Consider the following 17108-nt stretch of genomic DNA (forward strand, 5'->3'; position numbering starts at 1 on the left):
TTCAACAAATTAACAATAAACCTATTTATCATCAAAACAATTAACGTCGTTTTATAGTGTATTACGCCTATTTAGACATGTAATATCACATATAATTTGTTTCTTTTTCTCTCGTATTTCAGTAAAACACAAAACCATAACTAAAACTATGCTTTGACTTTTCATTTCATCTAAGCTAAAAATAAATCAAATTTTTAATGCTCTATTACAAAATTAAATTGGTGTTAATCTGTGATTGACATGGTCGCCAAACTTAGCCTAATATCATTGATTTCTAATAAGATATTGGCACAATCTTCTATAGTAGCACCAGTTGTAATAATATCGTCCACAATAAGGATGTGTTTGTTTTCTAAAGTGGTTCCGTTTATAATTTTAAAATTGCTGTGATCACTAGAATTTCGTTTCAGCCTATCTTTGAATACTTGTGTTTTAGTATTAGTCGTTTTTATTAATACCGAATCATTAAAATCTGCATTTAAAGCTGCAGCAATCGCAATACCAAATTTATCAACCTGATTAAAGCCTCTAGACCTAAGTTTATGCTTATGTAAAGGGACAGGAATAACTACGTCAATATTAGAATAGGCATCCAGCATCTTTAATTCATCACCTAACCACTCACCTAGAAGCTGTCCAACTTCTTCATGACCTCTATATTTAAGATTATGCATGAGTTGCTGTACAATTCCTTTTTTTGAAAAATGAAGTAAAGCAGTGGCTTGTTCTAATTTCACTCTTCCGTAGAGCATCTTATGAACAGCATTTTCAGGATCGCTATGAAAATTTGTTAATGGTAAATCATGTCGGCAATTTGTACAAATTTGTAGTTCATTATCAGACAAATGATTGCTACAAGCTCTACAAACTTCAGGAAAGAACAAGTTTAACAAGTTTTTTATCATTTCAACGATTAAAATTAATTTTTGATAACATATTCTTTAGTTTCGCATGATTAAATAACAAAATTAATAATGATAGTTAACCCTCAATTACTTAACTACAGATTAATTATTGGTTCTTTAATTATTGCGGTCGCAGTTTTAACTGTTTACAGTTTCACAAGTTATAAATCCATTGCAACGCACCAGCAATTTTTAGAACAAGAAAAGAAGCTTGTTGAAAGTGAATTATCTCAAATGATAGCTAGCTATGATGACGTTTCAATTTCCAATAATTTGATATCTTCCCAACTGGAAGATGCTAAACGAGCAACTAAATTAACGTTAGACTCTCTTAGAATATTACGTAGTGACCTCTCTGTACTTTCAAAATTTAAACAACAACTATTTAACTTAAAACTTAAAAATAAGACTTTATTTAAGACTGTAGACTCTTTAAACGAGGTAAATAAAGATTTAGAAAGAGAGAAACTACTCGCAAACAGCGAGTTAATAAAGCAGCAACTTGAAAATTCAACCCTAGTTCAAAAAAACAAAAACTTAAACAAAACGTTAGAGAAGGGCGCTTTATTAACCGCTAATTCTTTCAAAGCAAAAGGGTTTGAAACATTCTTTGGTAACAAAAGATTTAGTTCTAAAGCAAAACGGGTAGAAACGATAGAAGTCTGTTTTATTCTTGCTGAAAACTCATTGACGGAAGCAGGAGCGAAAGATTTTTATATACAAATAGTAAATCCTAAAAATAACGTAGTTGCAGACAAAGGTTCTATTAATTTTGGTGAGTCCACATTAATCTATAGCGCCAAAGAAATTGTGAATTACAATAATAATGTTGTCGAAGTTTGTATCGATGTAGATGCAGATATAAATGAAAAACCTTTAGAACAAGGAAATTATTATATCTCTATTTTTCACAAGGACAGAAAACTAGGAAGTACACAAGTAAATTTAAATTAAGTATTAGTTTATAATAATCTTATATAATTTCTTAAAAACCGCACCATTAATTGGAGCGGTTTTTTATTTTTGCAATATGGCAAACGAAGATCAATTTAAAAAGGTAATCTCTCACGCAAAGGAGTATGGTTACGTATTTCAAAGTAGTGAAATCTACGACGGATTAAGTGCAGTATATGATTATGCACAAAATGGAGTAGAACTCAAGAAAAACATTCGTGACTATTGGTGGAAAGCCATGGTACAAATGAATGAAAACATTGTAGGTATTGATACTGCGATTTTTATGCATCCTACGACATGGAAAGCTTCTGGTCACGTCGATGCCTTTAGTGATCCATTAATTGACAATAAGGATTCTAAAAAAAGATATCGTGCAGATGTTTTAGTTGAAGATTACTGTGCTAAGATTGAAAGCAAAATAGATAAAGAAATTAAAAAAGCAGAAAAACGCTTTGGAGACGCTTTCAATAAAGAAGAATTTGTTAGTACTAACGGAAGAGTTGTTGGTTACCAAGAAAAAATCAATGTCATATTAAAACGCTTAGGTCAATCTTTAGAAAGAGAAGATTTGGCAGATGTAAAAGCATTGATTGAAGAATTGGAAATTGCAGATCCAATGACTGGTTCTAGAAATTGGACAGATGTTAAGCAATTCAACTTAATGTTTGGAACAAAATTAGGTGCTAGTGCAGAAAGTGCAATGGACTTATACTTGCGTCCTGAAACAGCCCAAGGTATTTTTGTTAACTTCTTGAATGTTCAAAAAAGTGGACGTATGAAGATTCCCTTCGGAATCGCTCAAACAGGTAAAGCCTTTAGGAATGAAATTGTTGCAAGACAATTTATCTTTAGAATGCGTGAGTTTGAACAAATGGAGATGCAATTTTTCATCAAACCAGGTACTCAAAAAGAATGGTTTGAATACTGGAAAGAAAACAGAATGAAATGGCATTTATCTTTAGGAATGGATCAAGACAATTACCGTTTTCACGATCATGAAAAATTAGCGCACTATGCCGATGCTGCAACAGATATAGAATTTAAATTCCCGTTCGGATTTAAAGAATTAGAAGGGATTCACTCGCGTACAGATTTCGATTTAAAACAGCATGAAGAGTTCTCAGGCAAGAAATTACAGTATTTTGATCATGAAGATAATGCAAGCTACACACCTTACGTTCTAGAAACCTCTATTGGTTTAGATCGTATGTTCTTAGCTGTATTCTCAAATGCTCTTGAGGATGAAACTTTAGAAGACGGAAGCGTTAGAACTGTTTTAAAATTACCAGCTGTATTAGCACCTATTAAAGCTGCAATTTTACCATTGGTTAAAAAAGACGGACTTCCAGAAATTGCTAAACAAATAATGGAGGATCTTAAATGGGACTTTAATGTAGATTATGACGAAAAAGATGCCGTTGGAAGACGTTATAGACGCCAAGATGCTAACGGTACACCATTTTGTATTACGGTAGATCACGACACTTTAGAAGATAATACAGTTACAATTCGTCATCGTGACACTATGGAACAGCAACGTGTTAAGATTGAAGACTTAAATGAGATCATCCACAAAGAGGTTGATGCTAAGCATTGGTTACAGAAAATGAAATAAAAAGTAATTAAACCTTTTATAAAATAAAGAAACCCCAAATTTTAATAATTTGGGGTTTCTTATTTTTGTGATCATACCAGTTCTTAAAATCGATACCCTAGATTAAATCCAAATTCACGAACAGAAGACAACTCTGTCAAATTAGCCTCGATAATACCCTGTAAGAAAGGAAAACTGTATTTAGTGCCATTATCCTCTTTATAAGCGTCTTTTATAAAGTAATCGTGAGCAAAAGCTTGTTATGTAAAATACATATAAACGCAGCAATTAAAGAAACTGTCTTCACACGTAGTTTGGCTAAGAGTTAATGCCTCTCTGGCACCAAGTGCTATTCCTGTTTTAAAATAAAATTATAGTGAAAAAGTTACTCCCCAATACCACAACTTAATGGCTATGCCCTGCTTCTGCTCCATTAAGCAACATACCTGTTCCTTTAATTATGATTTGCTTACCTTTTAAAAGGTCATAATTTAAAATTTCAATAGTTGTTTCTGTTCGTTTACCAACATCCAATTTTATTTTTTCCAAATAAAATTCATCACCCTGCTTTTCTTCCATTACCAAAGCGTAGGCTTTACCTTCAACCTCTATAACGGCATCGATTGGTAAACTCATTCCTTTTGTATTAGCAATAATAATATCGGCTTCTACGAACATACCAACAATAAAATTCTCTTCATCCTTATCCAGATGCCCATGTACTTTTACACGCCTTGTTTGCTCGTCAATAGTAGTGCCAACTAAATGCACTTCAGCTTCATAAATGGCTTCGGAAGCTTCAGGTATTTTAAATAAAATTTCCTGATCTTTTTTAATTTTCATGATATCCTTTTCAAACACCGACAATTCTAAATGTATATGGTCTGTATCTACAATTTCCAAAATCACATCGCTAGACGACACAAAAGTACCATTACTCACATTTACCTTAGTTACATAACCATCGATTGAAGCATAAAGATTAATAGTAGAAGAGATTTGACCTTGTTCTACCCGCTTTGGATCGATATTAATCATTTGCAATTTTCTACGTAATCCATTATAATGTGCTAAGTTGCTTTTATAAGCACTTTCGGCTTTTAAATAGTTTTTTTCTGAAGTAATTTGCTCATCAAACAATGTTTTTTGTCGGTTAAACTCAGATTTCAAATAATTAATTTGTTCTGCAACCTCCAAATATTGCTGTTGTAATTCGACAAACTCAGTGCTCTCAAGTGTCACCAAAAGTTGTCCTTTCTTTACTTTATCACCAATCAATAAAGGGGTTTTGGTAATATAACCACCCACAAATGTAGTCACGCTAGATTTATTATGTGGTGGTACATCAATCACACCATTAACTTTTACTGTATCGTAAAAATCAACTTCTTCTAGGCTACCAAAAGCCATTTTTTCTCCTTCAAATTGAGCTTTAGTAATAGTGATTTTATCTGAATGCTCTTCAGTTTCTAAACTAACTTCTTCTTTGTTTTCTAAATTTCCGCAGGCGAATAAAACCATTGTAAATAATAAGATATAGGTATGTTTCATCATTATAAAATTAAATAGTTGATAGTAATTACTGTTTGATTATATTGATTGAGTTGCTCTAGGTAACTTAATTGAATTTCTTTAGCAGTCTCTAAACTCTGGATGTATTGGAAAAAGTCAATTTCACCTTCCTTAAATGTGCGATTTGCTGTTTTTATTATTTCTTCGGAAAGTATTTTGCCTTGTGTTTCATAATAGTCAATACTTTCTTCATGTTGCCTAAGTTTTGCTGTTAGCAATTCATATTCAGCATTTAATTGTTTCTCATAGTCAATTTTCTGCTCTGAGACAATATCTTCAGTAATTTTTGATGCTTTGATTTTAGAGCGTTGACCACCAAACAAAAAAGGAATTTTTAATCCAAACTGATATCCAATAACGGTTTGGTTTAAATTATTGTTTGTCCCTTGAAAATACGCCGCACTTAAATCTGGAAGCAAACTCTGTTTCTCCAATTTAGTTTGCGCTTGCTGGTAATTTAGGGACGCATCAAAAAAGGACAAGCCTTCATGTTTGTCTAATGACAAATTTTGAAGCTCTAATTTTTGAAGTTCAGCATCTTTAATTTTTATAGAGTCCACCTGAACCACTTTTTTAAGTCGCGCTATAGATTGATTCACATTTTGTAACGATTGTTTATATAAGGATTCTAATTGTTTTTGTTTAGAACGCGCAGTAATCATTTCCAGATAATTGGTCTCTCCCAATTCAAAACGTCTTTCTGCTTTTTTAGCAAAATCCTTATACAAGCTATCCAAGTAATGATAAGCCAAAGCTTTATTTTTTGCATAACTCAATTGATAGTAATTTGAATAGACATCCCTTTTAACTGTCAATAATTGTAAGCTATACTTCGTTTCTTGCAAATCTACTTTTGATTGATTACGTTTCTTTTCAGCAAAATAAACAGTCGGGAATTTAAAATCCTGTGACACCCCAAAAACATTGAGAGGGGCATTATTTATGGCCAAATTGTTTTCGTCATATTGATAATAAATGCTGGTTTTATCAAAACTAAAAGCACTTCCAATTAATGCATTGGACTCCTCTATTTTTAATATCTCTGCTTTTAGTTGTCCATTGTTTTCAATCGCTAACGATAAGGTTTCTTCAACCGTCAACGCACTATTTTGAGCATTTACTCCAAAGGTCATTGCTAAAAAAACGATAGTCACTATTGCTGTTTTATTGATTTTCACAGTGCCTTTCTTTTCCAACCAAGCATATAATACGGGTAGGACAATTAAAGTTAAGAGTGTCGCAGTAATCAAACCGCCTATAACCACTGTTGCCAATGGCCGTTGTACTTCAGCACCTGCATTTGTCGAAATAGCCATAGGTAAAAACCCTAAAGCTGCTGCAGAGGCTGTTAACAAAACAGGCCTCAAACGTTCGCTTGTTCCCTTTTTAATTCGCTCCTCAATATTTGAGAAACCCTCTGCTTTAAGCTCTTTAAAATGTTCGATGAGAACAATTCCGTTTAAAACTGCAATTCCAAAAAGTGCGATAAATCCAACTCCCGCGGATATACTGAAGGGCAAGTCCCTAACCCATAATAATAGAACGCCTCCAACCGCTGCAAATGGGATAGCTGTATAGACAATCACAGCCTCTTTTACTGATTTAAATGCGAAATAGAGTAATATAAATATGAGAACTAACGCCACTGGAACTGCAACCATTAAACGCTCTTTAGCACTTTGCAGATTCTCAAATTGTCCACCATAAGTAATAGAATACCCAACAGGCAGCTCAAGCTGATCCGATATAATTTGTTGTACATCATTAACTACCGACTGTAAATCTCGATTTCTTACATTAACTCCAACAACAATTCGTCGTTTAGTATCATCTCTAGAAATTTGAGCAGGACCCGTAGTGTACTTAATTTCTGCCAATTCGTTTAGAGGGATTTTATCTCCATACGGAGTATCTACATACAAGTTTTGAAGACTTTCTAAATTTTTTCGATTTTTCTCCTGCAAACGAATTACCAAATCAAAACGTTTTTCACCTTCAAAAACACTTCCAACAGATTCTCCTGCAAAACCCATAGAAATTATTCGGTTTAAATCAGAAATATTCATCCCATATCGTGCAATTTTACTGCGATTATATGTAATACTCATTTGTGGTAAGCCTTCTACTTTTTCTACAGAAATATCTGCAGCACCCTCTACTCCCTGAATCAAATCCCTGATCTCATCAGCTTTATTAGCTAAAATAGTTAAATCTTCACCAAAAATCTTAATCGCTACATCTGCCCTAACACCTGTAATCAATTCATTAAAACGCATTTCTATAGGTTGCGTAAATTCCACTTCCATTTCTGGAATTACAGCCAGCGCCTCTTTAAACTTATCTGCTAACTCATCTTTACTATTGGCAGAGGTCCATTCATTTTTAGGTTTAAGCTTAATAATAACATCACTTTCTTCCATAGACATTGGATCTGTAGGTACTTCTGCTGCTCCAATTCGAGATACGACCTGATCCACTTCAGGGAAATTATCCAATAAAATTTGCTCTATATGAGTTGTGATATCAACCGTTTTTGTTAGAGATGTTCCCGTTTTCAAAATTGGCTGTATTACGAAATCACCTTCATCAAGTGTAGGAACAAATTCACCACCCATTCGTGTAAAAATCCCAACACTCATTGCTAATAATAGTACAGAAAACAAAACAACCGTTTTTTTATGGTTTAATGACCAATGGATAATTGGTTGATAACGCTTATTTAAAAAATTCATTAACCTTAAAGAAATATTTTTACTCGACACCTTACTAGATTTCAAAAACAAAGATGAAACCACAGGAACATAAGTCAAACAAAGTAACATTGCTCCAATCAAGGCAAAACTAAATGTCATCGCCATAGGTCTAAACATTTTACCTTCAATACCGCTTAAAGAAAGAATAGGAATAAATACTATTAAGATGATTAATTGACCGAAAATAGCGGAATTCATCATTTTTGATGCACTTTTTAGTGTGATTTGATCAATTTCTGATTGTTTTTCGTGTTTATCAGTTTTGGATATTTGAGAAGATTTGGACACGATTTGAAATGCAATAAACTCCACAATGATCACTGCTCCATCGATAATGATTCCAAAATCAATGGCTCCTAAACTCATCAAATTGGCATCTACTCCAAAAAGATTCATTAGAATAATGGCAAATAATAAACTTAACGGAATAACAGAGGCAACGATTAATCCAGAGCGCCAATTCCCAAGTAAAAGTACAACCACAAAAATGACAATCAGAGATCCTAAAATCAAATTTTCTGCAACGGTAAATGTGGTTTTACCAATAAGCTCGCTGCGTTCTAAAAACCCATTAATATAAACACCTTCTGGCAATGTACTTTGTATGGAAGCAACGCGCTCTTTTACAGTATCAATAACTTCTTTAGAATTACCGTCTTTGAGCATCATAATTTGCCCTAAGACTTTTTCACCTTCGCCATTTCCTGTGATTGCTCCAAAACGAGTTGCACTACCAAAGCCAACAATTGCAACATCTTTAATGAAAATTGGTGTACCGTCATTTTTTACAACAATATTCTCAATATCTTCTAAAGAGTTTACCAAACCTTCTCCACGAATAAAAAAAGCTTTGTCATTTTTTTCTATATAACCGCCACCTGCAACACTATTATTCTTTTCTAATGATTCATATATTTCTGATATTGAAATGTTCATTGAAACTAATTTAGCTGGATCAATAGCGACTTCATACTGCTTTAAAAATCCACCCCAAGTATTAACTTCAACGACACCTGGAATTCCTGACAATTGACGTTTTACAATCCAATCTTGGATAGTACGCAAATCTGTAGTAGTATATGTATCTTCATAACCAGGCTTCACATCTAGAATATACTGATAGATTTCACCAAGACCAGTAGTGATTGGTCCCATTTCTGGTGTTCCAAATCCTTTTGGAATTTGTTCTGAAGCTGATTTTATTTTTTCGGCAATGAGCTGTCTCGGTAAATAAGTACCCAAATCATCATCAAAAACGATGGTCACTACAGATAAACCAAATTTTGAAACTGATCGTATCTCTTCAACTCCTGGTAAATTAGCCATTTCTAGCTCGACAGGATAAGTAATAAATTGCTCCACATCTTGAGTTGATAAATTTCGAGATGTAGTAATGACTTGTACTTGATTGTTGGTAATATCAGGAACGGCACCAATTGGAATTTGACTTAAAGAAAAGATTCCAAAGCCAACAATAAAGGTTGTAAAAAGGAAAACAATCAGCTTATTATTTAAGCTAAATTTAATAATTGATTCTAACATAATTCGATGTAATAAGAATTAATAATCCCACAAAAGACAAGGTGCCTTGCAGATTTTAAAAAACGCTTGGAAAAAGAATTATACGACTCTTGGAGGTTGAAAAACGCTAGATTTTTCAAATAAAGAAACAGATTCCTTGTAGAAAAAATTAAAAGGAATTTCTATAAATGGATCGTATGTAAAGTCGAATGTTATCGTCTCAAAAGTAAATGCGACACTAGTATGACCACAAGTTTGATGTTTAAAAGGTAAATTCTCATGTTCTCTATGATTATTATTATCTTCAACAGTGCTATAGTGCTCTACCAGAAACTCAAAAAACGAATCACCATAAGTGTCTTGATGATATTCTGCATGCTCTAACAAGACGCTCATCTTAGACACATCTTCTAAGCTCATATTGAGACTCTGAAAAAGCACTAAGAAAGAAAACACTATGGCAAACAGCTTTTGCATTTGGCAAAGTTATAAAAAAAATATTAGCTATTTGTAATGAATGTTACAAAGCTTAAAAATAAGCCTTTAACTGAACTGTTCCTGTGTGGATGGTTTTACTAGTTTCGGTTTTTCTTCCAAAATAATTTAAATTTAGATCTAAAAACTTAGTTAGTTTCTTCTGAGCCAACAAACTCCATGTGAAATTATTTCCTGGCTGCAAGCCTTCTAAAATTTGATAGGCAACAGGTGTATTGGCATTTCCTGTAAATTCATTTTTAAAAAAATTCACCTCTCCCGTCAATGCTATCTTATTCGCATTATTATAGGTGAACGACAACCCATAGTTATTCTGAAGTAATTGTTCCATACTCCCAATCGTATTGTCCTTTGAAGTATATTGATAAAACACATCAAAACGTGCATTCTCATTAAATATATAAGATAATTTAGGTTGAAACCTTACTTCATCAAGATTAAAATTTCGAGTCGCAAAGTTTTCACTTAGACTTTCATTATTTTGTAAACTAGATTCTAAATTTACAAGCCAATTCGTCCAAAATTTGTGGTTGAATTGTAATTGATGACTTTCTATTTTATTTTCTTGAAACCCGATAGAGAGTGTCGTTCTATTGGTATTTGCCAAATAGGTATAAGATGTGGTATACTTTTGTTTTCCTCTGTTAAAAAACAGCACATTACGAATACTTTTGTTTAATGCCAGTTGATTTAGGTCATCAGTAGCGAAAGGGTTTAAGTCAAACTCCTCCCCTTCTCGCCTATTTTTTCTATCTACCAAATAAGACGTTTGATTATAAAAATGAGACCAAAATCTCTTTCCTTTTTCTTCGGAAACAGACCACTGTTGTGGATTAATAGTCAATGTTTGACTAAATCTATTTTGATGTGTTCTTACAAAAACCTGATTAGGCAATAACACTCTAATAAACTCACCTTGATCTGCGAATTGAGCAACTTCAAACTCATTGAGTTCTTGGATTCCATTCTCATTATAATCAATCCAAGTATAGGCACCTTGACCAGGCTCCACACCTACATAGGTAAAATCTTGCTGTGGTAAGGTTCCAGAATTAGTTTCAAAAACAGTGTTTAAAAGCACGAGATTATTCCATAATTTCTGATTAAAATTCAATCTAGAATTCAACGAATTTTCATCCTCGACGGTATCATCTTCACTTTTTAGTTTTCGGAAATTGGTATAAACACCCAAATTGGTATTCTTATTCTGGATGATTTTCGACTTCAAATAATAGGTATTAGACGTGTTGACTCTTTTTACTTCATTACCTCGCAAACTATCATTAACGCGGTGTTTATAACCAATCTCAACAAAGACTCCTGTGCTATCTCCAATTCCTGTAAATACTTCATAAGAGTTAAAACGCTGGCTTAAATTTGTCAATATATCACTTTCTCTATCACGTTGTTCATTGTCTTCTAAAGCAATTCTAGTTCCAACCCATTGGGTTTTAAAATTATAAGTTACTCTATTAAATGAGCGCACAAACGTTGACGTTGACACACTGCTTTTATTACTTAAAAAACTAGAATTAGAAAATATATTAAACTGATTAAGTTGAAGATTAGCAAATACGTTATGTCTATTTCCATTAAAGTTCTCAGAATAATTAAGGTGTTCAAATTGATAAGACGCTACACCTTTTTTTGGATGTACGAGTTCTAAACCAGAAGACAATAAGGACTGATTACCAAGTGGGTTTTCTAAATTCCAATCCCGATTAAACTCTGCTCTATATAAACGCTGAATAGTCGTAAAATCTTTGTTAATGAGATCTGCATCAATATTTGCATTAAGATTCCAGAGGCTATCTGTTTTAATAATATTTTGGTTGACACGAAGCTTTGCTGCAAAACCATTATTATTGCCATCATCGATATTAGAAAACAGATTTACATCATTTTTACTACCTGCAAGTTCAAAAAACACGTCTGTCTGTTCTGTTGGTTTATAACTGCCGTTAACAACTGCGACTTGTAGTTTTTCTGGAGCGATTAAGCGCACAATCGGTTCATAACTTCCCTGTAAAACGCCATTTATAGGGTCAACATATTCATAAATATTTTCAACCGCATTACTGTTTATTAATACATAATTTCCAAGATTAGCACCAACTAAGGTAAAACGCACACTAAATAAATCGTCATCTTCATTATTAGAAAACACAAAACGCTCAATCCCATTAATGACGTCTTTTCTGTATAAAATACGATTATCATCAAATGCTTCGGAAACATCTGAAGGTGCCACCATAAGCAATTGGTCATCTCCTGCGTTCGCTAGTATCTCAACTTGTTCTGCAGAAAGATTTTGCTGTAAAGGTTGGTTTTTAGCATCTGCTTCAGAATATACCGAAACGCCTAGTTTTAATTTTTCAGATTCATAAGCACCTCCTCCAAAAATGGTAAATCGCGAGAAATTACGTTCACTAAACTGATAATCTACAGTGATTCTCATTTCCGAAGTCATAGAGAAAGTAGAATTGAATATAATCTCTCCTGCATTATAATCTATAATATAATCTTTGTTTTCACCCCGTTCTATTGGAAGGCCGTTCACATACACAATTTCACTACCAGACACAATTAAAACAAACAATTGATTATTTGGCCCTGTCAATTTATAAGGTCCTTGATTACCTTCTTGCGCAGTAAATTGGCTCGTCGTGAATTGCCCTCTTACTAATGCTCCAGATGCAAAAAGGTTGGTTTTTGAGTCATCGTCTCCAAAATTGGCACTCACCTGAAGCCCTTGTACTCGCTTTGTAAAATTAGCGAAGTAACTATTGGTATTGGTCAAGTCTATATCACCGGCTCTTATATTCCAATCTTCACTAAAAAGCTCTATAAAGACCTGATCAAACTCATCTAATCGTTGTGAATAACCGCTTTCTTGTAAGGGTATATTAGCATCTTGTATGGATGCTCTAAGAGACACCTTATCACTTAGTTTTCCAGAAATCTGTAAATCTAGTTCACTATTCAATACTGAGTTTTGATTATTTCCTAGAGTCACACCTCTTGAAATACTTCCAGAAGTGCTCAATCCACCAAATGGTGTGTAATCTCTTTGAATATTAGATTGGTTAAGTTTGTAGAGTCGTTGTAGGTTATCTGTATTTTCTACAATGATCTTTTCGTCTAGTTGCGCGTATTTCCGTGTTAAAAAATCAGGATATCGTAAATAGGATATCTCTACGGAATCGACTTCAACCGCTTTTTTGAATGTTAATAATGCCTTGGCAAAATCAACTTTATAATAAGAGGTATCAATAAGCATTTGGTTTGTCGTCCTAAGAAAAAACCAGTTAGAATTTATACTTACCGTATCCACTTTTACAGAATCCCTAACTACCACTTTTTTTGTTCTATAATTAGACGTTGTCTCTTGTGCAAAAGCATAAAAGGACAATAGAAAACAAATAAGTGTGATTGTAAATTTCATTCAATATATTAACTGCGAAAGGCAGAAATTATTTTATGGTTAAAATGCCCTTAAAATAGTGGTGTAAAAGTACATTATTATTTATTTTAGCTGAAATACAATATTTAATTAAAAGATTCCCGTTTTCATGGGAAATGCATATGAAAATTATCTCCTACAATGTCAACGGTATCAGAGCAGCAATGAAAAAAGGCTTTGTTGATTGGCTTATAAGTGCAAATCCTGATGTGATTTGTCTGCAAGAAATCAAAGCTATGAAAGAGCAAGTAGACATTGAAGCTATTGAAAATGCTGGTTATAAGTACAATTATTGGTTTAGTGCACAAAAAAAAGGCTATAGTGGTGTCGCCATTTTAAGTAAAATAGAACCTAAGCATGTAGAATTTGGAACAGGAATCGAGTCTATGGATTTTGAAGGTCGCAATATTAGAGCAGATTTTGATGGTGTTTCAGTCATGAGTATGTATTTACCTTCTGGAACTAACGATGCTCGTTTGACTTATAAATTTGAGTATATGGATATGATTCATAATTATTTAAATGATTTGCGCAAAGAACATGATAAACTAGTTGTCCTTGGTGATTACAATATTTGTCATGAAGCCATTGATATTCACAATCCAAAAATGAAAGGTGTCTCTGGGTTTTTACCTGAGGAGCGCGAATGGCTTAGTGGTTTTATTGAGAGCGGATTCATTGACTCTTTTAGACATCTGCATCCAGAAAAACAAGCATACTCTTGGTGGAGTTACAGAGCAAATTCTCGTGCCAATAATAAAGGGTGGCGATTAGATTATGCGATGGTGAGCAAGCCATTACAAGAAAACATAAAAAGAAGCGTTATACTTAGCGAAGCGGTTCATAGTGATCATTGTCCTATTTTAGTGGAGATTGATTAAGCAGTTAGCAAAATGAACATTACATTGGAATGAAAACAAATAATAGTAAATAATCATGTCCCAAATCAGTTCGGAAAATTAAACGCCAAGGTGAAGAATAGATATAGAAAAGCTACGAGACCAAGAGAACGAAGTTCGACGCGAAGTTTTTAAATCGGTTTTCAGCTTTTCAACTAAAAAATTCCTTGGATTGGTCTTGATCATTTAGTTCTTTTATTCGATCGTTTTCATTGTTGTGGATCTCATGACGTGCTACGCAATTTGCATCGAGGCAAAATAATAAAAAATAAATAACGAGGAACAAATCAAAATAAAAAAAAACCAAACCTATGCTCAAAAAATTGTCATTAATAGCACTAACATTAGTCCTAACAACCTCATGCGTCTCTAAAAAAATCTACACAGATTTAGAAGACAAATACGCAAATCTCAAAAAAGAAAACAGAAAACTAGCAGATGCTAATCAAGATTTAGAAACATCTTTAAATAGTGCTAAAAATGATTTAGAAAAGCTAACTAAAAACTATAATACTGCATTCGCACAACGCAATAAATTACAAAGCGATTATGATGCTACCAAATCAAATTTTGACAATCTAAAAGCCTCTTATGAGGCTTTAGAAAAGAACAGCAGTGCCTCAATTGCAGCAAACTCTAAAAAGAATAGAGAATTATTAGCACAACTTGAAGCTAAAGAGCAAGCTTTAGCTACTGAAAATGCGAGACTAGAAAAACTCAAAAAAGAACTAGAATTTGGTTCTCAACGTGTTGCAGAATTAGAAAACATGATTGCGTCTAAAGACGCTGCTATGACCAAGCTAAAGGATGCCATTTCTAAAGCCTTGACCAATTTTGAAGGTAAAGGTTTAACTATTGAGCAACGCAATGGAAAAGTATATGTCTCGATGGAAAACAAACTCCTTTTTCAATCAGGCAGCTGGGCAGTGGGTTCTCAAGGTAAACAAGCAGTTAAACAACTAGGAGAAGTACTAGCCGAAAACCCTGAAATTGCGATTTTAATTGAAGGCCATACTGATAATGTTCCCTATAAAGGAAATGATCAACTTAGCGGCAATTGGGATTTATCTACAAAACGAGCTACTGCAATCGTCAATATTTTAAGAGAAAACACAGCTATCCAACCGGAAAACCTTACTGCTGCAGGACGAGGCGAATTCGCACCAATTGCGAGTAATGATTCTGCGGAAGGTAAAGCTAAAAACCGTCGTATAGAGGTCATATTGACACCTAAACTAGATGAGATTTCTAAGTTATTGAATGAGATTTAGTTTGTCATTCCGAACTTAGTGTGGAATCTCATAAACACATAAAACACCTTAACATACATTTAGACCTCACAGGTTTTAAAAACCTGTGAGGTCTTCTTATATTTACATATATTTAAGTTTAACTAAACAGATTCCCGTGCAAACGAGAACTAAAGATGAAATACACAACACTACCAAAAACAGATATAAAAGTCAGTAAAATATGCTTAGGCACGATGACTTGGGGAAATCAAAACACCCAAGACGAAGGCTTTGCACAAATGGATTTAGCACTTGATAAAGGGGTCAACTTTTTTGATGTCGCTGAATTATATCCCGTGCCAGCAACCGCAGAAACCTATGCAGAGACCGAACGTATTATTGGGAACTGGTTTAAAAAAACGAATAATAGGAACAACGTAGTCCTCGCTACAAAAATTGCAGGACCTGGAGATTACACAGCACATATAAGAACCAACGGATTTAGCAAAGAAGCACTCAATGATGCCGTTAACGAAAGTTTAAAGCGCTTAAAAACTGATTATATAGATTTATACCAATTGCATTGGCCAGAACGCACAACCAATACCTTTGGGGTTCGTGATTATACGCACAACCCTAATGATCAATGGGATGATAATTTTAATGAGGTATTGCATAGTTTAGATGCCATTATACAATCTGGAAAAATACGTCAAGTAGGAATTTCAAATGAAAAAGCATGGGGAACAATGCGCTACTTAGAAGAATCAAAAACACATAATTTACCGAGAATGATTACGATACAAAATGCGTATTCATTAATAAATCGCGTTTTTGAAGGTGATATGGCTGAGATCGCTATGCGTGAAGAAATTGGTTTGTTAGCCTATTCTCCAATGGCTTTTGGGGTCTTATCTGGCAAATATATTAAAGGCACTGCTGCAGATAATGCGAGATTAAAGTTATTTCCAAGGTTTGCTAGATACAGTAGCGATAATTGTACAGAAGCCACAAAACGCTACATGAAAATTGCCGAGGACAACAATATGACCTTAGCTCAAATGTCTTTAGCCTTTGTAACTGATAGACCGTTTATAACGAGTAACATTATTGGAGCAACGTCTCTAGAGCAATTAGAAGAAAATATAGATAGCGCTAATATCACATTAAGTGATGAGATATTGAAAGCGATTAATGAGGTTCATGCCGAAATTCCAAATCCTGCGCCTTAAATGCACGAATTGTCATCCAAAGCGTATGTGAACAATCTAAGGCTGGCGACCCATTGCACCTAGTGCTTAATCAGATATGTAACCAATTATATAGCAGTTAATTTTAGTAGGCACATTTCCAAAGAAAAAAGTACGAACCATTTTAAAAAGAAAAACTCTTTACCTCAAAGAGCTAAGGAGTTTTAGATATTATTTGATTTCCTTACCATCTTTATCAAAAAAAGGGCATTCAAGATATGTGACACACTAATTAAAATGTGAAATGACGCCGTAGTAAATTGAATTATTATTAGTTAGAATGAAACGAAAATTCAAAGCATAACCTTAGTTCTGGTTTTAAATTTTCAACGAAGTTATAGCTAAAAGAAAACGATTTAAAGATGTTATTTTATGTTTTAAGTAGTATCGGCATCTCTAGGTAAAACTTTTACTCCTTTTTTATGTTCTAAAAACCACTTAGAACGTACTGATGGAAACCCTTTGGC

At 33.6% G+C, this 17108-nt stretch carries 10 protein-coding genes; 5 read left to right on the plus strand and 5 right to left on the minus strand.

Annotated features, from left to right (window positions below; genetic code table 11):
• Positions 1–224: 224 nt before the first annotated feature.
• Positions 225–905: a ComF family protein gene (locus tag H593_RS0113080; protein WP_028872867.1), complete on the minus strand. Its 681-nt coding sequence runs from the start codon at positions 903–905 to the stop codon at positions 225–227.
• Between the two features lie 69 nt (positions 906–974).
• On the opposite strand from H593_RS0113080, the gene H593_RS0113085 reads away from it, so the two are divergent.
• Positions 975–1859: a hypothetical protein gene (locus tag H593_RS0113085; RefSeq protein WP_028872868.1), complete on the plus strand. Its 885-nt coding sequence runs from the start codon at positions 975–977 to the stop codon at positions 1857–1859.
• Positions 1860–1935: 76 nt separating this feature from the next.
• Complete coding sequence (locus H593_RS0113090) at positions 1936–3477, plus strand: glycine--tRNA ligase (RefSeq protein WP_028872869.1); 1542 nt, start codon at positions 1936–1938, stop codon at positions 3475–3477.
• Positions 3478–3861: 384 nt separating this feature from the next.
• Here the strand turns inward: H593_RS0113090 and H593_RS0113095 are convergent, their stop codons facing one another.
• The 4 genes from H593_RS0113095 to H593_RS0113110 form a co-directional block, all read right to left on the minus strand.
• A complete protein-coding gene (locus H593_RS0113095) occupies positions 3862–5010 on the minus strand; it encodes an efflux RND transporter periplasmic adaptor subunit (RefSeq protein WP_028872870.1) in 1149 nt (382 codons plus the stop codon).
• Positions 5010–9323: a CusA/CzcA family heavy metal efflux RND transporter gene (locus H593_RS0113100; protein ID WP_028872871.1), complete on the minus strand. Its 4314-nt coding sequence runs from the start codon at positions 9321–9323 to the stop codon at positions 5010–5012. Before H593_RS0113100 ends, H593_RS0113095 begins: the two co-directional genes overlap by 1 nt.
• Positions 9324–9401: 78 nt before the next feature.
• A complete protein-coding gene (locus H593_RS0113105) occupies positions 9402–9779 on the minus strand; it encodes a hypothetical protein (protein WP_028872872.1) in 378 nt (125 codons plus the stop codon).
• A 52-nt stretch (positions 9780–9831) separates the two neighbouring features.
• Entirely contained in the window at positions 9832–13242 is a 3411-nt protein-coding gene (locus H593_RS0113110; protein WP_028872873.1) for a hypothetical protein, read from the minus strand.
• Positions 13243–13382: 140 nt separating this feature from the next.
• Between H593_RS0113110 and H593_RS0113115 the strand changes: the two genes are divergently transcribed.
• The 3 genes from H593_RS0113115 (at position 13383) to H593_RS0113125 (ending at position 16623) form a co-directional block, all read left to right on the plus strand.
• Positions 13383–14141 carry an exodeoxyribonuclease III gene (locus H593_RS0113115; protein ID WP_028872874.1) on the plus strand — a complete coding sequence of 253 codons (759 nt, stop codon included), beginning with the start codon at positions 13383–13385 and terminating at the stop codon, positions 14139–14141.
• Between the two features lie 329 nt (positions 14142–14470).
• Positions 14471–15430, plus strand: coding sequence for an OmpA family protein (locus H593_RS0113120; RefSeq protein ID WP_028872875.1), 960 nt, complete (start codon positions 14471–14473; stop codon positions 15428–15430).
• A 155-nt stretch (positions 15431–15585) separates the two neighbouring features.
• Positions 15586–16623, plus strand: coding sequence for an aldo/keto reductase (locus tag H593_RS0113125; RefSeq protein WP_028872876.1), 1038 nt, complete (start codon positions 15586–15588; stop codon positions 16621–16623).
• Positions 16624–17108 lie beyond the last annotated feature (485 nt).

Origin of the sequence: Psychroserpens burtonensis DSM 12212, from assembly GCF_000425305.1 — a bacterium.
GTDB classification, from domain to species: domain Bacteria; phylum Bacteroidota; class Bacteroidia; order Flavobacteriales; family Flavobacteriaceae; genus Psychroserpens; species Psychroserpens burtonensis.